A 20,061-nucleotide genomic window follows, 5' to 3' on the forward strand; every position below is an offset into this window, starting at 1 on the left:
CTTCTTAGTGCGTCGATGCGCAATCCATGCACTCCACCGACACCGTTGATCGACTCGAATTCGTAGGATAACTTCAATCCTTTATCAGGTAAGGTTAGCCTAGCCTTGCTACGGTGTCCCGCATGTTCAATTCGATCAACGAGTCCACCCACGCAAGGGTCGAGCCCGGCAGCCCCCGGTTCACGACGCTCCCTCCCCGAATCGACTTCGACGATGATCTCGTCGGACACTCACCCACTCGCCTGGCTGATGTATTCTCTGCCGCCTCCCACGCGGCGACGGACTATTTCACAGGGGAGCACGCCCCGTGCAGCGCCACGCCCGCAGAGCAGCTGGGCGCCGCAGTCGATGGCGTCGATCTCAAAAATCCCCTCGGTTCCCTGCGGAAGAGCCTGAGCGAACTGCGCCGGCTATGGCTCGACCACGCCGTCTGGTACCACCATCCCCACTACATTGCCCACCTGAACTGCCCGATCTCAGCTACAGCCGTAGCTGGAGACGCCATCGCCAGCGCTGTGAACACTGCCGTCGAATCGTGGGACCAGGCGTCCTCCGCTGCGCTCATCGAGCAAAAGCTCCTGCACTGGCTCTGCGAAAAACTCCAGTGGCCTGCCGCGGGATCCCACGGTGCCTTCACTTCCGGCGGAACCCAGTCCAACCTTCAAGCATTGCTCATCGCCCGAAACAAAACCCTCGCGATTCACGGATACGACGCACTTCCCCGCCTGTGCATCCTGCATACGGCAGACACTCACTACTCAGTAGCCCGGGCAAGCAATACCCTCGGCCTCCACCCGACCACCGGCTCACGCGTGGTCGAAACCGATGCCCACCACCGAATGTCACCCACGGCGCTTGACGAGGCGTTGGCCGAATGTACCCGCGACGGTCTGATCCCCATGGCTATTGTCGCCACCTCGGGCACCACGGATCTCGGAGCGATCGACCCCTTGGCGAGCATCGCTCCCATCGCGCACAAGCACCGCGTTCATCTGCATGTGGACGCGGCCTACGGCGGCGCCATGTTGGTATCCCCCACGCAGAGACACCGGCTCCAGGGCATCGAGTCCGCAGATAGCGTCACCGTGGATTTTCACAAAACCTACTTCCAACCCGTGGCGTGCTCCGCTGTCGTGCTGCGGAACCCGGCGGATCTCGCACACATTTCCTGGCACGCGGACTATTTGAACCCCGAGGACACGAAAGAACTCAACCTCGCGGACTTTTCCCTCCAGACCACCCGCCGTTTCGACGCCCTCAAGCTATGGCTCACCCTGCGTGCCCACGGCGCCGACGCAATCGGCAAGGCTTTCGACGCCTGCCGCAACATCACCCAGATCTCGGCCGCCCTGATCACTGACCACCCGCACCTGGAGCTGTTCGAGCAGCCGCAACTGACCACTTTGCTCTTCCGCCCCACCACCCCGGACGAACCCTCACCGCAGGAGATCAAACGCACGCTGCACGCCCGGGGCGAGGCGGTCGTCGCCACCACCGTCATCGAGGGCGAAAGCTGGCTGAAATTCACCATCCTGGACCCCACGCTTTCCACCGTCGACATCCAACACGTCCTCGACCTCGTCGTCGACCAGGCAACCGCCACCCGGAATAACCCCGCAAAGGAGATCGCCGACCATGACTAACCACCCCGCTAGCCCCACCGACACGCCGACGCAAGTGGACGTCCTCGCCATCGGCGCCGGCCCATTCAACCTCGGTTTCGCCGCCCTTGCCCAGCCCCTGGTGGACAGCGGTGAGCTCAGCCTCGCCGTATTAGACAAGAGGGACGGGTTTTGCTGGCATCCCGGCATGATGCTGCCCACCGCGACAACCCAAGTCCCCTTCATCGCAGACCTGGTGACGATGGCCGACCCCACCAGCCCCTACAGCTTCCTCAACTACTGCAAACAGCAGGGCCGCATGCACCACTTCTTCATCAAGGAGGACTTCTACCCCCTCCGCGCGGAGTACTCGGACTACTGCGTGTGGGTGGCTGGGCAGCTGGACACCCTGCACTGGAACCACAACGTCACCCGCATCGAGCAGCACGCAGACGGCACTTTCACCGCCCATTATTCCCACCCCACTGGCACAGACCAGATTCAGGCCCGCCACCTAGTTATCGGCGTGGGCACGGAGCCCTTCGTCCCCGAGGACCTCGCGGGTGCCCTCGACGCGCCGAAAGTTCTGCACTCCGCAGACTATCTGCACCGCAAGGAAGAAATTTTGCCGGCCAACTCCATCACGATCATCGGTTCCGGCCAATCCGCCGCCGAGATCTACCTGGACCTCATCGAACAGCGAGCTACTCAGGGCAAGCGCCTCGACTGGTTCACCCGCTCGCCACGTTTCTTCCCCATGGAATACACCAAGCTCACCCTCGAGATGACCAGCCCGGATTACGCACGCTACTTCCGCTCACTGCCGGAGGCGACCCGCGATCGCACAAACCGCGAACAGCGCAACCTCTACAAAGGCATTTCCGGCGATACGGTCAACGAGATCTACGACGCTCTCTACCGCTTCTCCCGCACCAGCGAGCTGCGATCAACGCTGCGCGCCGGGTGCGCGGTGTCCTGGGCGCCCGGCGCGCAGCCCACGGATGGCACCACGGGGACCCACCGCCTGCGGGTCGAGCACGCGGAATCCGGCGCCACCGGTGTTCATGCCACCAATGTGCTCATCCTCGCCACCGGGTACCGCGCCCCCACTATCCCCGCCTTCCTCGAGCCACTGCGCGGATCCTTCAACGTCGACGCCGCAGGCCGTTATGCGGTCGCCCCGGATTTCTCCATTAACGACGACGCCACGATCCACGTGCAGAACGCCGAAGAGCACACGCACTCGCTGATCTCCCCAGACCTAGGCATGGGGCCGTGGCGTAACTCCACGATCTTGGCCAGCATCACCGGCCGAGAGGTGTATCCGCTCGAGAGGGACATCGCCTTCCAGACGTTCGGAGGTGAGGGCCTGTGATGCAGGGAATCCTCACACCACATGGTCGGGTCACGATTTCCCCCGTCCAACCGCGACGGGACGCCCCTCTGCTTCACGGCTGGCTCACCTCCCCGCACGCCTTCTACTGGCAATCCCTCGATGCAAGCGTTGAGGAGGTGGAACGCGAGTACCTTCGCATCACGGATGCAGCGCATGAGGCAGCCTGGCTGCTGCGCATAGACGACCACCCCGCAGCGCTGGTGGAAACCTACGACCCCAGCGAGATCCTGCTGGATGGCGTCCCCAGCCTGGAACATGCCCCCGGGGACGTGGGCATGCACATCCTCGTATCCCCGCCACGGGAGAACCCTCGCCCCGGGTTCACGAACTCCATATTCGCGGCGACGATGCGCTGGCTGTGCGATCACCGCGGAGCGCGACGGGTCGTAGTGGAGCCGGACGCGGGAAACCAGAAGATCCTCGCCAAGAACGCACTGGCCGGATTCCGAGGCGTCCCCGGCCCGGGCCTCACCCAGTTGACACTCGGTAGCGCGGAGAAAACGGCCAGGGTCCAGCGCTGCACTGCCGAGCGCTTCCGGGCATCCGCGTTAGCAGGTCATGCCGCCACCGAACAGGCAGTGGCAGCGGCACCAGCGCCCCACCTCAGCTCCCCTGCGATGACGGAAGCCAACAGGCAGCTCATGGCCAAGGCAATCCGCGAGTTCGTCCACGAACGTCTCCTCACCGCAACTCGGGTGGACACGAACGCGAACGCACCCGATACATCCACCCACGCTGTCCAATTCGGCCCGAGAACAATCGAGTTTCGCGCCACGCCCCACCGGCTGGAACATCTCAGCATCGACCCGTCCAGCCTGCGCTGCACGGATTCCCCCGTGCTGCCGATGCTCTCCGAGCTCATCGCCGAGGCCAGCGACGAGCTGCGAATTTCGCCAGGTTTCCTCCATACGTACCTCGAGGAAATTCAGGCCACACTGGCGGCACGCGCACGGGCGCTGCACCGCGGCCGCCCGTCGGCCCGCCAACTCAGCGGTCGCGACCTGCCGGAGCGCTTGAGCCCGCAGGCCCAGGCCGATCAGCTGCAGTTCGTGGAGGCTTCCATGGTGGAGGGACACCCTAGCTTCATCGCCAACTCCGGAAGAGGTGGAATGAGCGAGGGCGACCTCAACGCGTGGGCCCCGGAACTTTCAGCCGCCGGCCCCCTCGTGTGGCTCGCGGCCAGCACATCCTCCTGCGTACACGCCGTGAGCCACGACCTCCCCGGGCAGTCCCCTGGTGGATCACACTTTTGGGCGCAGCAGCTCGGCCAGGACCTGTGGGAGACTTTCACCCGGGCGGTGGAGCAGGCCGATGGGGACCCCAAGGACTATGTACCGATCCCCGTCCACCCGTGGCAGTGGGATCACCGCTTGACCACTACCTTCGCCAGTGATATCGCCAGCGGAAAACTCCTATACGTGGGCACGAGTCAGGACCTGTACCGGCCACAGCAGTCCCTGCGCACCTTTTTCAACCACTCTCGTCCCTCAAACCCATATGTGAAAACCGCGGTAGCGGTACGGAACATGGGGTTCCTGCGCGGTTTATCAGCTACCTACATGGAGTCCACACCGGCGATCAACGACTGGTTGCAGCACACGATCGGCGAAAGCCCAGAGTTTGTTGACCACGGTGTGCAGCTGCTTCGAGAGATCGCCACCGTCGGCTACGTCGCGGACGTCTATCATCGCAGCCTGCCACGAACAGGTTCGACGTCCAGCGAGCATGTCAAGATGCTGGCAGGCCTTTGGCGCGAATCACCTATTGGTTTCCTCGAGCCGACGGAACTCGCGGTGACGCTGGCGTCCACCCTGCACGTCGATGGGGAAGGAAATACCGTCATCGGCGAGTGGATTGAGCAATCCGGGCTGACCGCCGAGGCCTGGCTGCGCGAACTAATGAATGTCTACCTGTGGCCTGTCATCCACGCCATGGCCAGCCACAGTATCGCCTTCATGCCACACGGCGAGAATGTCATCCTGCGGTTGCGCCGTGGCGTTCCGGTGGGAGCATTCTTCAAGGACCTCGGCGAGGAAGTCGCCGTGGTTCACCGGGATCAGCCTGTCCCAGAGGAAATCTCCCGGATTCAAGCCGATCACGGTGAATTCGACGCCGCGCAACGGGCGTTGTCCATCCATACGGACGTCCTCGACGGGGTCCTACGCCATCTCGCGGCACTAATGGCGGACCACAGTCTTCTGAGCGACGCAGACTTTTGGAAGGTTGTTCGGGACTGCGTGGAAGATTACGAAGCTAGTCACCCGGGCACTTTGGAGCAGCTGCCGTTACTCAGCGAGACATTTCGGCACTCGTGCCTAAACCGCCTGCAGCTGCGAAACCCGCTAACGATGGTGGAGCTCGGGGAACAGAATGGTTCGCTCATCTACGCGGGCGATATCGCCAACCCACTGGCGGAGTAACTCCTGGCACCGGCCCCGCTGGTCCGCTGCTCCGCGCAAAACCGCGCGAGCACACTCAGGCTCCGTGTCGCGGGCAGTGCGTTGCTAGACCACTGACCGCGGCACGATGAAGGACCTTTGGCCTGCGGTTCCGCTCATGTCTCGGTGTGCGACCCGTAAACGTCTGCACGTAGCGCAATAGCCTCGGGGCAGTAAAGTTGAGCAAATTTAAGCCAGGTGAGGCTTAGCCAACGAGAGTCCTCCCGACCTCAATGTCGGTAATTTTCACTGGCGCCCCCACGCGCTAAAGCTTCTCCACCGCGTTCGGGTTGCGCAGTGTCTCTCGGCCGAAGCACCACGCCACCACCGCGAGCCCCGCAACCACCCCGCAGGCCAGGAAGCCCGCGCGAAAGCCGGCCCACTGGATCAGCAGTCCCACGATGATCGGCCCCAGGATCGAGCCGGTGTCCTGCGCCATCTGGAAGTTCGCGAGCACCCTGCCACCCGAGCGCTCCGCCCCGATCACATCCGCGAGCACCGCCTGCTGGGCCGGGTTGAACAGACCGGCACCCGCACCAGCCAGCACGCTGAGCAACAGCAACGACCACACCCGGTCAGAGAATCCCAGCGCCGCGGTGAACGCACCATTGGCCAGCAGACCCACGAGGATCAACGGCTTGCGGCCAACCCGGTCGGCGGCCCGCCCGCTGAATTGCTGCACCACCGCATTCCCCGCGGCGAAGGCGGCCATCGCCAGCCCCGCGTAGGCCGCGCCGGATTCGAAAATCGCCGCGGCCAGCAGCGGCAGGGTCGCCACGCGCACCCCGAAGTTCAGCCAACCATTGGCGAAGCCACCAACCAGGGCGCTGCGGTACGCGGAGTCCGCGAAGGCCTCCCGGAAGCGCATCGGGGTGGTCTGCCGTCCGCCCTCGGTCTGCTGCACCCCGACAGAGGCCGGCATGCGCCGCCACACCACAACTGCCGCAAGGAACACCGCCGCGCCATAGATCGCGAAGGGTGCGCGCATGCCCAGCACCGACAGCATCGCGCCCAGCACCGGCCCCAGCACATTACCCAGCAGGAAGGCCGTGGCGTACAGGCTGGAGCAGCGCCCGCGGATCGCCGGTGGGGAGAGCCGCACGATCAGTCCCATCGCGGAGACCGTGAACATCGTGGAACCGATACCCGCGACCGCACGCAACAGCAGGATGTGCCAGTACTCCCCCACAAACGCGACCAGGCCAGTCGTCAACGCCACGATAAGCAGGCCCGAAAGGTAGACGCGCCGCGAGCCCAGCCGATCCACCAGCCGCCCAGAGACCGGGGCGAAGGCCAAGCGAGAGAAGGCGAAAATACTGACCACCGCGCCAGCCGCGGCCACGCCCACGTTGAAGGACTGCGCGAACTGCGGCAACACCGGCGCGATCAGTCCATAGCCCAGGGCGATGATGAAGGCCGCGGCGACCAGCACCCAGATGGACTGAGGTACCGCTGGTTTCTCGGCCTTCGCCGAGTCAGGCTTCTTGGCAGCCGCCGAGCCCGGCTTTACGCCAGCTCCCGCATCGGGCTTCTGTCCAGCCACCGAGCTCGACTTCCCAGCAGCCACCAGCGCTTGCTCCCCGCCGACCTCCCCGGCGCACTCCTCTCGTGCTCCTGCCCCCTGCGTTAACTCCTCACCATCACGTGCCATATCAACTAACGCTAGCCCACCGGGGTCAACAGCCTAAGCGTCGGCATAGCCCTGCTTGGCCTGCGGCCGCCGCCCATGGACGAAGAAGTAGAACACCCCAGCCACCGCGACCAAACCGGCAAGCAGCAGGTACATCGCCGAGTAGCCGGTCGCACTGATGAGTGTTCCCAGGAAGATCGGCCCCAAGGCCACGCCCACGTCAACCAGCAGCATCAAGGTGGAAATACCGGTACCCAGCCGGGAGGCGTCCACCAACCGCACCGCAATCGCCTGCGAGGCGGGCATCAGCGTCCCGTAACCCAGACCGCTCAACACACCGGCCACGATGACCAGGGCGTCATTCCCCGCCAGCGCCAGAACCACGAGCGCAGCGATGAACATGACCACGCCGAAGTACACCACGGCGTTATCGCCCCGCTCGTCCTGAATGCGCCCCAGGAAGAAGCGGGAGATGAACATCGCGGCGGCATAAGCCAGGAAGAACACCGAGGCCCCCGTCTGCGTGCCCCGCTCCTCCGAGTAGCTCATCAGGAAGGTGATCACGCCCGAGTAGCTCACGCCCACGATCAGCATGAACACACCGATCGGCACCACCCGGCCATCCGCGATATCCGAGGCGTGGAAGCTCGGACGTTGCCCACCACGTACCTCTTCCGCCGCGGCGCGCTCCCCCGCCGTCAATCCCAGCAGGACGCCGAGAACCAGGCTGACCACCGCAACCGCGATCGTCGTCGTGGACAATGCGCGGTAGCTGAACTGACCGACCAGGAACAGCCCGAACGCCGGGCCCAGCGCCGTGGAGAGCGTATTACCCAGCGCGAAGAAGCCGGTGCCCTCCGCACGGCGGGCCGGCGGGATCACGCGCTGGGCGGTGGTCATCACCGCCGTGGAGGCGATCGCATAGCTCAGGCCGTGCAGCATGCGCACGAGGATCAAGACCCAGAAGGAGCCCTCCAGCAGGTAGCCGAAGCTGCTGACCGCAACCACAGCCAGGGAGATCCACAGCACCCGCCGCCGGCCGAAAGCGTCCACAAGGTAGCCGGAGAACAGGCGCGCCACCGTGGCACCGACGACGAAGGAGCTAGAGGCGAAACCGGCCGCCGCATCCGAGGCGGCGAACTGTTTCACCGCGTAGAGGGCCATCGTCGTGACCAGGATGTAGAAGGCCAGATACTGGGTGAAGTTAATGACCCACGCGAGGGCGAATGCGGGGGTAATCAGCTTACCTTCTGCTGGTGGTTGGGGTGCGGCGGCGGTGTTCTCCTTCAATTCCTTTAAGGCCTCCTTCGGCGGTTGGGCACCGTGATGCATCAAATAAAAAGACGGTTTTCCACGCTACGCCTGTTGCATTGCATGCGAAAACCCCCGTGCTCGGTATATCGAACACGGGGGTGTTTCAGGGTGCGCCCTAGCCCCGGGGTGGCGGGGCTAGGACTATCCCCCTACTCAAGGATACTACTTAGCCTTCTCCACGATTTCGTGAAGACGGAAGTGCTTGTCCTTGGACAGCGGGCGGCACTCGATAATGCGGACGCGGTCGCCCACGCCTGCGGTTTCGTTCTCGTCGTGTGCCTTCACGCGCGAGTTGGTGCGCATGATCTTGCCGTACAGGGCGTGCTGCTTACGGTCCTCCAGCTCGACGACGATGGTCTTAGCCATCTTGTCGGAGACCACGTAGCCGGTGCGGACCTTCTGCTGGCCCTTTTCCTTCTTGTTCACGTTAGCCTCACTCATGCTGCGTCACCACCAGGGTTGGTCGACAGCCCGAGCTCGCGCTCGCGCAGGACCGTGTAGATGCGAGCGATGTCCTTCTTGACAACGCCCAGACGACGGTTGTTGGTCAGCTGGCCGGTCGCCATCTGGAAGCGAAGGTTGAACAGCTCTTCCTTGCTCTCCTTCAGGCGGGTGGTCAGCTCCTCGTTGCTGAGCTCGCGGAGCTCAGAGGCTGGGATACCAGTAGCCATTAGAACTGATCCTCCTTCTTCACGATGCGCACCTTGCATGGCAGCTTCGCGCCAGCGCGGCGCAGAGCCTCCAAAGCGGTCTGCTCATCTGGGTACGACATCTCGAACAGGATGCGGCCTGGCTTCACGTTGGCGACCCACTTCTCGACCGGGCCCTTACCGGAACCCATACGCACGCCGAGCGGCTTCTGGGTCAGCGGACGGTCCGGGAAGATGTTGATCCACACCTTGCCACCACGCTTAATGTGGCGGTTGATGGCAATACGTGCAGCCTCGATCTGGCGGTTCGTGATGTAGGTCGGCTCCAGGGCCTGCAGGCCGTAGTCGCCAAAGGTCACACGGTTGCCGCCCTTGGACATACCGCTACGGTTCGGGCGGTGCTGGCGGCGGAACTTAACGCGCTTGGGGATAAGCATTTGTTCTTAGCCCTCCTGCTTCTTCTCGGCGCGCTGGCGGCGTGCACCACCGCGGCGCGGGCGCTCACGGCGACCACCGCGGGACGGGCGCTCGTCGCGAGCGTTCATCAAGGACTCGCGGCGACCGCCGACGACGTCACCCTTGTAGATCCACACCTTGACGCCGATGCGGCCGAAGGTGGTGTGGGCCTCGTGGGTGCCGTAGTCGATCTCGGCACGGAGGGTGTGCAGCGGAACGCGACCCTCGTGGTAGCGCTCGGTGCGACCCATCTCCGCGCCGCCCAGGCGACCGGAGCAAACAACCTTGATGCCCTTGACCTGTGGCTGACGCATTGCACCCTGGATTGCCTTGCGCATAGCGCGGCGGAATGCAACACGGTTGACCAGCTGCTCGGCGATGGACTGAGCCACCAGCTGAGCGTTGGCATCAACGTTCTTGACTTCGAGGATGTTGAGCTGGACCTGCTTGCCGGTGAGCTTCTCGAGCTTGCCGCGGATGCGGTCAGCCTCGGAACCACGACGGCCGATCACGATGCCCGGACGTGCGGTGTGGATGTCGACGCGCACACGGTCGTGCGTGCGCTCGATGACCACGTTCGCGATGCCGGCGCGCTCGAGGCCCTCGGAGAGGAACTCGCGGATCTTGATGTCTTCGGCAAGGTAGTCAGCGTACTGCTTGTCGGCGTACCAGCGGGACCGCCAATCGGAGGTGATACCCAGCCGGAGGCCGTGGGGTTGAATCTTCTGGCCCACTACTGAGCACTTCCCTTCTGGCTCTCGACTACCACGGTGATGTGGCTGCTGCGCTTACGGATGTGGAAAGCACGACCCTGAGCGCGCGGACGGAAACGACGCATGGTCGGGCCCTCGTCGGCGTATGCCTCGGAGATGACCAGGGTGCGCGGATCCAGACCAAAGTTGTTCTCTGCGTTAGCCGCTGCGGAGGCAACAACCTTGGCGACGTCCTCGGAAGCAGCCTGCGGGGCGTACTTCAGGATTGCCAGGGCGTCCTCGACGGACTTACCGCGGACCAGGTCGATCACGCGGCGTGCCTTCATCGGGCTGACGCGCACGAAACGCGCGGTGGCGCGTGCGGAATTCACAGTTTCAGTCATGATTATCGACGACCCTTCATGTCGTCCTTGACGTGACCCTTGAAGGTCTTCGTCGGTGCGAACTCGCCCAGCTTGTGACCAACCATCGAGTCATCGATGAACACCGGCACGTGCTTGCGACCGTCGTGGACGGCGAAGGTGTGACCGATGAAGTCGGGCAAGATAGTCGAGCGGCGGGACCAGGTCTTGATGACCTGCTTGGTGCCCTTCTCGTTCTGAGCATCCACCTTGTTGAGGAGGTGCTCGTCAACGAATGGGCCCTTCTTAAGGCTGCGTGGCATTCTCTGCTACCTCCTCTTAGCGCTTCTTGTTGGGACGGCGACGGCGGACAATCATCTTGTCGCTCGGACGGTTCGGTCGGCGGGTGCGGCCCTCCAGCTGACCCCATGGGGACACTGGGTGGCGGCCACCGGACGTGCGGCCCTCACCACCACCGTGCGGGTGGTCGACCGGGTTCATAGCAGCACCGCGGACGGTCGGGCGCCAGCCCTTCCAGCGCATACGGCCGGCCTTGCCCCAGCGGATGTTGATCTGCTCCTGGTTACCGACCTCGCCGACGGTTGCACGGCAACGGATGTCGACGCGGCGGATCTCGGAGGACGGCATACGCAGGACTGCGTACTTGCCTTCCTTACCCAGCAGCTGGATCGAGGCACCAGCGGAACGGGCCAACTTGGCGCCGCCGCCTGGCTTCAGCTCGACGTTGTGGATGGTGGTACCGGCCGGGATGTTACGCAGCGGCAGGTTGTTGCCAACCTTGATGTCTGCGTTCGGGCCGGACTCAACCAGTGCGCCCTGCTTCAGGCCACGCGGAGCGATGATGTAGCGCTTCTCGCCGTCGCGGTAGTGCAGCAGTGCGATATTTGCGGTGCGGTTCGGGTCGTACTCGATGTGAGCGACCTTTGCGACCACGCCGTCCTTGTCGTTACGACGGAAGTCGATCACGCGGTAGCGACGCTTGTGGCCGCCACCCTTGTGACGGGTGGTGATGTGGCCGTGAACGTTGCGGCCACCGGTCTTCGACAGCGGGCGCAGCAGAGACTTCTCTGGAGTGGAGCGAGTGATCTCGCTGAACTCGGAGACGGAGCTCGCGCGGCGACCCGGCGTAGTCGGCTTGTACTTACGAATAGCCATACTTTTGCTTCCTCTTTACCTGTCGGTTTGCCGACGCTTACGCGACGGTGCCACCGAAGATGTCGATCGGATCGCTGCCGGCGACCAGGGTCACCATGGCGCGCTTGGTGGCCTTGCGACGACCGTAACCGTAGCGGGTGCGCTTGAGCTTGCCCTCACGGTTTGCGGTGTTGACGCTGGCGACCTTCACGCCGAAGATCTGCTCGACGGCAATCTTGATCTGGGTCTTGTTGGACGTTGGTGCGACGAGGAACGTGTAAACGTTCTGCTCCATCAGGGCGTAAGACTTTTCAGACACGACCGGAGCGATGATGACGTCGCGAGGATCTACAACCTTGTTGCTCACTTAGCCTCCTCCTTCGTGTTCTGGTCCTCGGCCTTGTTGGCGCCGCTTGCTGCCTTGATGAAGGCGTCCAGTGCCTCGACAGAGAACACGACGTCGTCTGCGTGCAGAACGTCGTAGGTGTTCAGCTGGTCTGCCGGCAGCGCGTGCACGTTCGGCAGGTTGGCGACGGACTTGCGAGCGGTCAGGTCCTCACGGGTGAGGACGACCAGGATCTGCTTGCGCTCGGTCAGACGCTCCAGGAAGGAACGTGCAGACTTGGTGGATGGGATCTGGCCCGGCACGAGCTCCTCGATCACGTGGATGCGGGAGTGGCGTGCGCGGTCAGACAGGGCGCCGCGCAGTGCGGCGGCCTTCATCTTCTTCGGGGTGCGCTGGGAGTAGTCGCGCGGCTGCGGGCCGTGGACCGTGCCACCACCGGTGAAGTGTGGTGCGCGGATGGAGCCCTGGCGTGCACGGCCGGTGCCCTTCTGGCGGAATGGCTTGCGGCCACCGCCACGGACCTCCCCGCGACCCTTGGTTGCGTGCGTGCCCTGGCGCTTCGCTGCGAGCTGAGCGGTAACGACCTGGTGCATCAGCGCGACGGACGCCTCAACATCGAAGATGGATGCTGGGAGCTCTACGCTGCCGTTGGTCTTACCATCAGCGGTATGTACATCAAGCTTCAGATTGCTCATGCTTTAGCACCGCCCTTCACTGCGGTCTTGACAACGACGATGCCGCCGTTGATACCCGGAACTGCGCCCTTGATGAGCAGCAGGTTGGAATCGGTATCGACCTTGGCAACCTTCAGGTTCTGCATGGTCACGCGGTTGTTGCCCATGCGACCTGCCATGCGCTTGCCCTTGAAGACGCGACCCGGGGTAGCGGCTCCGCCGATACCACCGACGCGACGGTGCGCTGCCTGGTTACCGTGTGCTGCACCCTGGCCAGCAAAGCCGTGGCGCTTCATGCCGCCGGCGAAGCCGTGACCCTTGGAGGTGCCGGTGACGTCCACGAAGTCGACCTCGTTGAAGATCTCGACGGTTACGTCCTGGCCAACCTCGTAGCCGGAAGCATCCGCAACACGGATCTCGGCGACGTGGCGACGAGGGGTAACGCCGGCCTTCTTGAAGTGGCCAGACTCAGGCTTGTTGACCTTACGTGGGTCGATCTCACCGAATGCGATCTGGACGGCCTCGTAGCCGTCGATGTCCTTGGTGCGCACCTGGGTTACGACACAAGGCCCAGCCTCGACGACGGTGACCGGTACGACGCGGTTCTCGTCATCGAAGATCTGGGTCATGCCGAGCTTCTTGCCCAGGATGCCCTTGATCTCAATATCACTCATAGTTTTGTTCTCCGCTGCCTTTAAGCTGCTGTATTCAGACTCGACTCAGGCTTACTGAATGTTGACGTCGACGCTTGCCGGAAGGTCGATGCGCATGAGGGCATCAACGGTCTTCGGGGTTGGGTCGAGAATGTCGATCAGGCGCTTGTGAGTACGCATCTCGAAGTGCTCGCGCGAGTCCTTGTACTTGTGCGGCGAACGGATGACGCAGTAAACGTTCTTTTCAGTTGGCAACGGCACCGGGCCGACTACACGGGCGCCGGTACGAGTGACCGTCTCAACAATCTTCTTGGCAGAAGCGTCGATTGCCTCGTGATCGTAGGCCTTGAGCCTGATGCGGATCTTCTGTCCCGCCACGCTTGTCCTCTTCCTCAGCGTGCCCACGTTCTCGACCTGCTGTCGAGCTTGTGAGCGAACACGCTTCTTTTCTTGTCTTAACGCTGTCCGGCCGTGGGGCCTGGTCCAGACGCCAGTTTGCTCAGTGTCTTCTCTGTTCACTTCGTTGCACCGGTTGGGGTGATAAACGATCGCGTTTGCGTTGTTAACAAAGCACACACTGTGTGTTGGAAGAGACCCTCCCCGCGTGGGGACTAGTGCTCATGCGCTTAAACACTGCTGGTTACCTGCAGTTTTGGGCGCAGAGGAGGCAAAAGGTTCTTTCCTTATGCTTACTGCCGCTGTTCATTTACCATGTCCCACTCCGGCACCCGCGGTCGGGCGTGTCGCCGTTCCCGCGCGAAGTACCGCACAGCAGAGTTATCCCCCACTGTGTTGGTTCATGCTCGCTTCACCATCAGCACCTTCTTGGCTGGGCGTTTGATCCTGATCAGTTCCGGTTAGGCTTAATCAAGCACGCATGGCCTCATGTGCCGTGTCAAAGCAACGTCAAGTATTCAACCACATAGAACGCGTGAGGCCAAATTAATTTTTCTGGCGCCCTTGGCGGCTCGGTGAACGGACGCGGCCCAATAGATCTGGTCTCCTCGACATGCCTCACCCTTGGACGGGTTCATTAAGGAAATCCGAAAGCGAAAACGGCTAATACAATAGGCTGAAAGGCATTCCGCGCACCGGCCGAGATACAACGGCAGCGCCAGAGCCAGCCCGGCAGCGCCAGCACGCGACCACAGGACCCCAAACCGCCCAACCAAGGCGCCCGACCACCGAGGAGAGGCTTCCATGGCCAACCAGGCCCGCAACACCGGCGGCAACCAGAGCTTCCGCAAGAACCCGGAGTACGTCAAGGCCCGCCGCGCCATCGTCCGCGAACACCACCCAGACCACGGCGGCTGTAACGAGGCCCTCATCACAGAGCTCAAGAATCTCGACGAGCGCTGGGACCGCAAGACCGCATTCAGCGCAGCTTTGCGGGAACAGTTCCAGGAGCACCGCCCCTCATTTATCGACCCCAAGGCCGCGGAGCAGGCCATCCAGTTCGCGGAGCGCTACGCGGATCCCGTCGTCGCCACCGCGGATTACCTCGTCGAGCGCGGGGAGAAGGGCAGCAAGTGGATCAAGGAGAAGGGCCAGGGCCTCTACGAGTCCAAGGTCCCGCCGAAGGTGAAACAGAAGGTCGAGAAGACCGCCCAGGACGTCCTCAACCGTGCCAGCAAGCGCTTCAACACGGGCAAGTAGCTCCTCGCCACCGGCACCGCTCCGGGCGCCGCACCCCCTACGCGGTCGCATAGCCAGCTCAAGCGCCCCACCCCGGCCGCGTACCCCTCTAAGGCACGCTACCCCGCTAGCTGCACACCCCCAATAGACCCAAGAAACCCCCGGTAGCTCGCTGAGTAGCGAAGCTCCGGGGGTTTAAGCTTTCCGCCCGCCCCTAGGGCTAGCGGCAAGCCAACCGCTTAAAGAAGCAGTATTACTTGTTGATCTTGGTCACACGACCAGCACCAACGGTGCGGCCACCCTCACGGATAGCGAAGCGCAGGCCCTCGTCCATTGCGACCGGCTGGATCAGCTTGACGCTCATCTCAACGTTGTCGCCCGGCATGACCATGTCGGTGCCCTCTGGCAGGGTAACGACACCGGTAACGTCGGTGGTACGGAAGTAGAACTGCGGACGGTAGTTGTCGAAGAACGGGGTGTGACGGCCGCCCTCGTCCTTGGACAGGACGTAGACGGAGCCCTCGAACTCGGTGTGCGGGGTGTAAGCGCCCGGCTTAGCGATGATCTGGCCGCGCTCGACGTCCTCACGCTTCAGACCACGCAGCAGCAGTGCAGCGTTGTCGCCAGCCTCTGCGGTGTCCAGCAGCTTGTTGAACATCTCGATGGAGGTGACGGTGGTCTTGGTGGACTTCTCGCGGATGCCCAGGATCTCGACCTCGTCGTTCAGGTTCAGGACGCCACGTTCAACACGGCCGGTAACGACGGTGCCGCGGCCGGTAATGGTGAAGATGTCCTCAACCGGCATCAGGAACGGCTTATCGGTCTCGCGCTCCGGGTCCGGGATGGACTCGTCGCAAGCCTTCATCAGCTCGAGGACGGAGTCGACCCACTTCTGCTCGCCCTCCAGGGCGCCCAGTGCGGAGATCGGGACGACCGGAGCCTCCTCGTCGTAGTCCTGCTCAGCCAGAAGCTCGCGGACCTCCATCTCGACGAGCTCGAGGAGCTCCTCATCGTCAACCATGTCGCACTTGTTCAGTGCAACGAGGATGTACGGAACGCCAACCTGGCGAGCCAGCAGAACGTGCTCACGGGTCTGCGGCATCGGGCCATCGGTTGCAGCAACAACCAGGATGGCGCCGTCCATCTGAGCAGCACCGGTGATCATGTTCTTGATGTAGTCAGCGTGGCCCGGGGCATCGACGTGTGCGTAGTGACGCTTCTCAGTCTCGTACTCGACGTGAGAAATGTTAATCGTGATGCCGCGCTCCTTCTCCTCCGGCGCCTTATCGATGGCGTCGTAGGCGAAGGCCTGGTTCTGCTCTGGGTAGGTGTCGTGCAGAACCTTGGTGATCGCAGCAGTCGTGGTGGTCTTACCGTGGTCAACGTGACCGATGGTACCGATGTTTACGTGCGGCTTTGTGCGCTCGAACTTTGCCTTCGCCACTTAGTGTCCTCCTGGACTTCTCGGTGGCTACGACTCTCGCAGCCACATTGATTTACTTCTCCGGTTCACCATTTTACCTCTTAAAGGCAGGTAGCTGACAAACCGAAATTTATTATGCCGATTACAAACTGTCCTGAAACCAGCAACCAGACTCGCTGGCGCTTAATCTCAGCCACCCTGAAGAACTCTTAAGGCTCTCCAAGTGGGTAACGGCCAGCACACCGCATCATACTCAACTGTGAAGTACTTTAAAAACTTCGATGGTGCGACGTGCAAGCCCCTACCCCACCCCGCAGGTGCGGGGTTGGTGTTTGCCCAGGTTTCGCGCGGCTCCACTGGTGTGGACCGCCACCCGGGCGGGCTTAAAGGTGCAGAACCTCTCCGCTGGGAGACTAGCTAGCAATACCAGCTAGCCCACCCGCTTCGGGACCTACTTGCCGGTGCGCTCGGCGATGATCTCCTCAGCCACGTTCTGAGGAACCTCAGCGTAGGAGTCGAAGATCATGGAGTAGTTAGCGCGGCCCTGGGTCTTGGAACGCAGGTCGCCAACGTAGCCGAACATCTGGGACAGTGGGACGCGGGCCTTAACAACCTTCGCGCCGGAGCGGTCCTCCATGGAGGACACGGAGCCACGGCGGGAGTTGACGTCACCGATGACCTCACCCATGTACTCCTCAGGGGTGATGATCTCAACGGCCATCATCGGCTCCAGCAGAACCGGCTTAGCCTTCGCCACGGCCTCCTTGAGAGCCATGGAACCAGCCAGCTTGAAGGCCATCTCGGAGGAGTCAACCTCGTGGTAAGCGCCGTCCAGCAGGGTGGCCTTGATGTTCACCAGCGGGAAGCCAGCGAGGTAGCCGTACTGCATGGCGTCCTGGATACCCTGGTCGACCGACGGGATGTACTCCTTCGGAATACGGCCACCGGTGACCTCGTCGATGAACTCGTAGGTCTCCTCGGAGCCCTCCTCCGGCTCCAGCGGCTCGAGAGCGATGATGACGCGAGCGAACTGACCGGAACCACCGGTCTGCTTTTTGTGCGTGTACTCGAGCTTCTCGACCGGCTTCTTGATGGTCTCGCGGTAAGCAACCTGCGGTGCACCAACGTTTGCCTCGACCTTGAACTCGCGCTTCATGCGGTCCACCAGGACGTCGAGGTGCAGCTCGCCCATACCGCCGATGACGGTCTGGCCGGTCTCCTCGTCCAGCTTCACGGTGAAGGTCGGGTCCTCTTCCGCCAGCTTCTGGATAGCGGTACCCAGCTTCTCCTGGTCAGACTTGGTCTTCGGCTCGATGGCCACCTCGATGACCGGGTCCGGGAAGTCCATGTCCTCGAGGACGACCGGGTTAGCGGAATCGGACAGGGTGTCACCGGTTGCGGTGTCCTTCAGGCCGATGAAGGCGTAGATGTGACCAGCGGATGCACGGTCAACCGGCTGCTCCTTGTTGGAGTGCATCTGGAACAGCTTGCCGACGCGCTCCGGCTTGTTCTTGGTGGAGTTGACGATCTTGTCGCCGGTCTCCACGGAGCCGGAGTAGACGCGGACGTAGGTCAGCTTGCCGAAGAACGGGTGAACAGCGACCTTGAACGCCAGAGCGGAGAACGGCTCGTCGCGGGACGGCTTGCGGTTGCGCTCAACCTCGCGGTCCTTCGGGTCGAAGCCCTTGATCGAGCCGACGTCCATCGGGTTCGGCAGGTAGTCGATGATGGCGTCCAGGATCGGCTGGATGCCCTTGTTCTTGTAGGCAGTACCACAGAAGACCGGGTATGCCTCGCCGTTGATGGTCAGCTGACGGATCTGCTTCTTGATCTCGTCGACGGTGATCTCCTCACCGGCGAAGTAGCGCTCCATGAGCTCTTCGTCGGACTCCGCGACAGCCTCGATCAGCTTCTCGCGGTACTCCTCGGCCTTCTCCTGCAGGTCGGCCGGGATCTCCTCGATGGTCGGCTCGGTGCCAGCGGCGACGACGCCTGGCCACATCAGGGCCTTCATCTGCAGCAGGTCGACAACACCCTCGAAGTTGTCCTCAGCGCCGATCGGCAGCTCCATGACCAGCGGCTTTGCGCCGAGACGGTCGATGATGGTCTGCACGGTGTGGTAGAAGTCCGCACCCAGCTTGTCCATCTTGTTGACGAAGCAGATGCGCGGGACGTCGTACTTATCAGCCTGGCGCCAGACCTGCTCAGACTGCGGCTCAACGCCTTCCTTCGCGTCGAAGACAGCGACAGCGCCGTCCAGGACACGCAGGGAACGCTCGACCTCAACGGTGAAGTCGACGTGACCCGGGGTATCGATCAGGTTGATCTGGTTGTCGTTCCAGAAGCAGGTCGTCGCGGCGGACGTAATCGTGATGCCGCGCTCCTTCTCCTGCTCCATCCAGTCCATGGTAGATGCACCGTCGTGGGTCTCGCCCACCTTACGGTTGATACCCGTGTAGAAGAGGATGCGTTCGGTGGTGGTGGTCTTACCGGCATCGATGTGGGCCATGATGCCGATGTTGCGGACCTTCTTCAGGTCGGTCAGTGCTTCGAGTGCCACTGGTTATAAACTCCGCTCAATCGTTGTCGAGCGGCCCGGACCTTAAGGTTGTTGGTCGCATAAGGCCTAGCGAGCCGCATTGGTCTGTTCAGGTTCTATTTTGCCATTTTTATGGCCGTCTGGAGTAGGGGGAATTTTCCCTCCCCCACTACTCCCGCCTGGGCTGGCCGCAGCGACCGCGGCCAGCCGGTCAAGCGACTACCAGCGGTAGTGAGCGAAGGCGCGGTTGGCCTCAGCCATCTTGTGGATGTCCTCGCGACGCTTCACAGAAGCGCCCAGACCGTTGGAGGCATCGAGGATCTCGTTGGCGAGACGCTCAACCATGGAGTTCTCGCGACGCTGGCGGCTGAAGGTGACGAGCCAACGCAGTGCCAGGGTGGTGGAGCGACCCGGACGGACGTCGACCGGAACCTGGTAGGTCGCGCCACCGACGCGGCGGGAGCGAACTTCGAGGGCCGGCTTGACGTTGTCGAGAGCCTTCTTCAGGGTCAGGACCGGGTCGGTGCCGGTCTTCTCGCGGCACTGCTCGAGCGCACCGTAGACGATGCGCTCAGCGGTGGACTTCTTGCCGTCGATCAGGATCTTGTTGACCAGCTGAGAGACGAGGACGTCGCCGTACACCGGGTCCTTGACGAGTGGGCGCTGTGCTACTGGACCTTTACGTGGCATGGCTTACTTCTCCTTCTTGACGCCGTAGCGGGAACGTGCCTGCTTACGGTCCTTGACACCCTGGGTATCCAGAGCGCCACGGACGATCTTGTAGCGAACACCCGGGAGGTCCTTCACACGACCACCGCGGACGAGCACCATGGAGTGCTCCTGGAGGTTGTGACCCTCACCCGGGATGTATGCGGAGACCTCAATGCCGGAGGTCAGGCGGACACGGGCGACCTTACGCAGAGCCGAGTTCGGCTTCTTCGGGGTGGTGGTGTACACGCGGGTGCACACGCCACGACGCTGCGGGGAGCCCTTCAGGCCGGCGGTCGCAACCTTGCCCGGCTTATCGTGGCGACCCTTGCGGATCAGCTGCTGAATAGTTGGCATAGATAGACTTTCTTCTTTGGGTTTTAAACTTG

Annotated in this window: 21 protein-coding genes; 4 read left to right on the plus strand and 17 right to left on the minus strand. The window is 62.7% G+C overall.

Features of this window, described 5'->3' with window-relative positions:
* The first annotated feature begins 122 nt into the window (after positions 1-122).
* From Q1V78_RS03230 to Q1V78_RS03240, 3 genes are read left to right on the plus strand one after another with little or no spacing between them, the layout of a single operon-like run.
* Positions 123-1,643 (plus strand): pyridoxal-dependent decarboxylase, encoded by a 1,521-nt coding sequence (locus tag Q1V78_RS03230; protein WP_300611554.1) that lies wholly within the window; start codon positions 123-125, stop codon positions 1,641-1,643.
* Positions 1,636-2,976 (plus strand): SidA/IucD/PvdA family monooxygenase, encoded by a 1,341-nt coding sequence (locus Q1V78_RS03235; RefSeq protein WP_300611556.1) that lies wholly within the window; start codon positions 1,636-1,638, stop codon positions 2,974-2,976. The genes Q1V78_RS03230 and Q1V78_RS03235 overlap by 8 nt, the downstream gene beginning before the upstream one ends.
* Positions 2,976-5,417, plus strand: a complete 2,442-nt coding sequence (locus Q1V78_RS03240) for a GNAT family N-acetyltransferase (RefSeq protein ID WP_300611628.1) — start codon at positions 2,976-2,978, stop codon at positions 5,415-5,417. The genes Q1V78_RS03235 and Q1V78_RS03240 overlap by 1 nt, the downstream gene beginning before the upstream one ends.
* A 283-nt stretch (positions 5,418-5,700) precedes the next feature.
* Here the strand turns inward: Q1V78_RS03240 and Q1V78_RS03245 are convergent, their stop codons facing one another.
* The 13 genes from Q1V78_RS03245 to rpsJ form a co-directional block, all read right to left on the minus strand.
* The gene (locus tag Q1V78_RS03245) at positions 5,701-6,978 is read right to left on the minus strand and encodes an MFS transporter (RefSeq protein ID WP_300611631.1); all 1,278 of its coding nucleotides are present in this window, start codon (positions 6,976-6,978) and stop codon (positions 5,701-5,703) included.
* A gap of 141 nt (positions 6,979-7,119) precedes the next feature.
* A complete protein-coding gene (locus tag Q1V78_RS03250; RefSeq protein ID WP_300611558.1) occupies positions 7,120-8,355 on the minus strand; it encodes an MFS transporter in 1,236 nt (411 codons plus the stop codon).
* 186 nt (positions 8,356-8,541) lie between these two features.
* Positions 8,542-8,820: a 30S ribosomal protein S17 gene (rpsQ, locus tag Q1V78_RS03255; protein ID WP_300611561.1), complete on the minus strand. Its 279-nt coding sequence runs from the start codon at positions 8,818-8,820 to the stop codon at positions 8,542-8,544.
* The gene (gene rpmC, locus Q1V78_RS03260) at positions 8,817-9,050 is read right to left on the minus strand and encodes a 50S ribosomal protein L29 (protein ID WP_015381236.1); all 234 of its coding nucleotides are present in this window, start codon (positions 9,048-9,050) and stop codon (positions 8,817-8,819) included. The genes rpsQ and rpmC overlap by 4 nt, the downstream gene beginning before the upstream one ends.
* Positions 9,050-9,466 carry a 50S ribosomal protein L16 gene (gene rplP, locus Q1V78_RS03265; protein WP_070758467.1) on the minus strand — a complete coding sequence of 139 codons (417 nt, stop codon included), beginning with the start codon at positions 9,464-9,466 and terminating at the stop codon, positions 9,050-9,052. The genes rpmC and rplP overlap by 1 nt, the downstream gene beginning before the upstream one ends.
* A gap of 6 nt (positions 9,467-9,472) precedes the next feature.
* A complete protein-coding gene (rpsC, locus tag Q1V78_RS03270) occupies positions 9,473-10,219 on the minus strand; it encodes a 30S ribosomal protein S3 (RefSeq protein ID WP_012359581.1) in 747 nt (248 codons plus the stop codon).
* Positions 10,219-10,581, minus strand: a complete 363-nt coding sequence (gene rplV, locus Q1V78_RS03275) for a 50S ribosomal protein L22 (RefSeq protein WP_012359580.1) — start codon at positions 10,579-10,581, stop codon at positions 10,219-10,221. The genes rpsC and rplV overlap by 1 nt, the downstream gene beginning before the upstream one ends.
* Before the next feature lie 2 nt (positions 10,582-10,583).
* The gene (rpsS, locus tag Q1V78_RS03280; protein ID WP_012359579.1) at positions 10,584-10,862 is read right to left on the minus strand and encodes a 30S ribosomal protein S19; all 279 of its coding nucleotides are present in this window, start codon (positions 10,860-10,862) and stop codon (positions 10,584-10,586) included.
* Positions 10,863-10,878: 16 nt separating this feature from the next.
* Positions 10,879-11,715: a 50S ribosomal protein L2 gene (gene rplB, locus Q1V78_RS03285; protein ID WP_300611579.1), complete on the minus strand. Its 837-nt coding sequence runs from the start codon at positions 11,713-11,715 to the stop codon at positions 10,879-10,881.
* 37 nt (positions 11,716-11,752) lie between these two features.
* The gene (gene rplW / locus Q1V78_RS03290) at positions 11,753-12,061 is read right to left on the minus strand and encodes a 50S ribosomal protein L23 (RefSeq protein WP_070758468.1); all 309 of its coding nucleotides are present in this window, start codon (positions 12,059-12,061) and stop codon (positions 11,753-11,755) included.
* Positions 12,058-12,735, minus strand: coding sequence for a 50S ribosomal protein L4 (rplD, locus tag Q1V78_RS03295; RefSeq protein ID WP_012359576.1), 678 nt, complete (start codon positions 12,733-12,735; stop codon positions 12,058-12,060). The genes rplW and rplD overlap by 4 nt, the downstream gene beginning before the upstream one ends.
* A complete protein-coding gene (rplC, locus tag Q1V78_RS03300; RefSeq protein WP_012359575.1) occupies positions 12,732-13,388 on the minus strand; it encodes a 50S ribosomal protein L3 in 657 nt (218 codons plus the stop codon). Before rplC ends, rplD begins: the two co-directional genes overlap by 4 nt.
* A gap of 51 nt (positions 13,389-13,439) precedes the next feature.
* Positions 13,440-13,745 carry a 30S ribosomal protein S10 gene (gene rpsJ / locus Q1V78_RS03305; protein ID WP_010120790.1) on the minus strand — a complete coding sequence of 102 codons (306 nt, stop codon included), beginning with the start codon at positions 13,743-13,745 and terminating at the stop codon, positions 13,440-13,442.
* An 822-nt stretch (positions 13,746-14,567) separates the two neighbouring features.
* On the opposite strand from rpsJ, the gene Q1V78_RS03310 reads away from it, so the two are divergent.
* Positions 14,568-15,023, plus strand: a complete 456-nt coding sequence (locus tag Q1V78_RS03310; RefSeq protein WP_300611586.1) for a hypothetical protein — start codon at positions 14,568-14,570, stop codon at positions 15,021-15,023.
* Positions 15,024-15,255: 232 nt separating this feature from the next.
* On the opposite strand, the gene tuf is transcribed toward Q1V78_RS03310, so the two are convergent.
* The 4 genes from tuf to rpsL all read right to left on the minus strand — a co-directional run bounded on the left by tuf (position 15,256) and on the right by rpsL (position 20,029).
* Entirely contained in the window at positions 15,256-16,446 is a 1,191-nt protein-coding gene (gene tuf, locus Q1V78_RS03315; protein WP_300611588.1) for an elongation factor Tu, read from the minus strand.
* A gap of 430 nt (positions 16,447-16,876) precedes the next feature.
* Positions 16,877-18,985 (minus strand): elongation factor G, encoded by a 2,109-nt coding sequence (gene fusA / locus Q1V78_RS03320; protein ID WP_300611590.1) that lies wholly within the window; start codon positions 18,983-18,985, stop codon positions 16,877-16,879.
* A 198-nt stretch (positions 18,986-19,183) separates the two neighbouring features.
* Positions 19,184-19,654, minus strand: a complete 471-nt coding sequence (gene rpsG / locus Q1V78_RS03325) for a 30S ribosomal protein S7 (protein ID WP_070758475.1) — start codon at positions 19,652-19,654, stop codon at positions 19,184-19,186.
* Positions 19,655-19,657: 3 nt separating this feature from the next.
* Positions 19,658-20,029 carry a 30S ribosomal protein S12 gene (gene rpsL / locus Q1V78_RS03330; RefSeq protein ID WP_070758476.1) on the minus strand — a complete coding sequence of 124 codons (372 nt, stop codon included), beginning with the start codon at positions 20,027-20,029 and terminating at the stop codon, positions 19,658-19,660.
* Between the last annotated feature and the right edge of the window lie 32 nt (positions 20,030-20,061).

Source organism: Corynebacterium sp. (genome assembly GCF_030152825.1).
Classification (GTDB): Bacteria; Actinomycetota; Actinomycetes; order Mycobacteriales; family Mycobacteriaceae; genus Corynebacterium.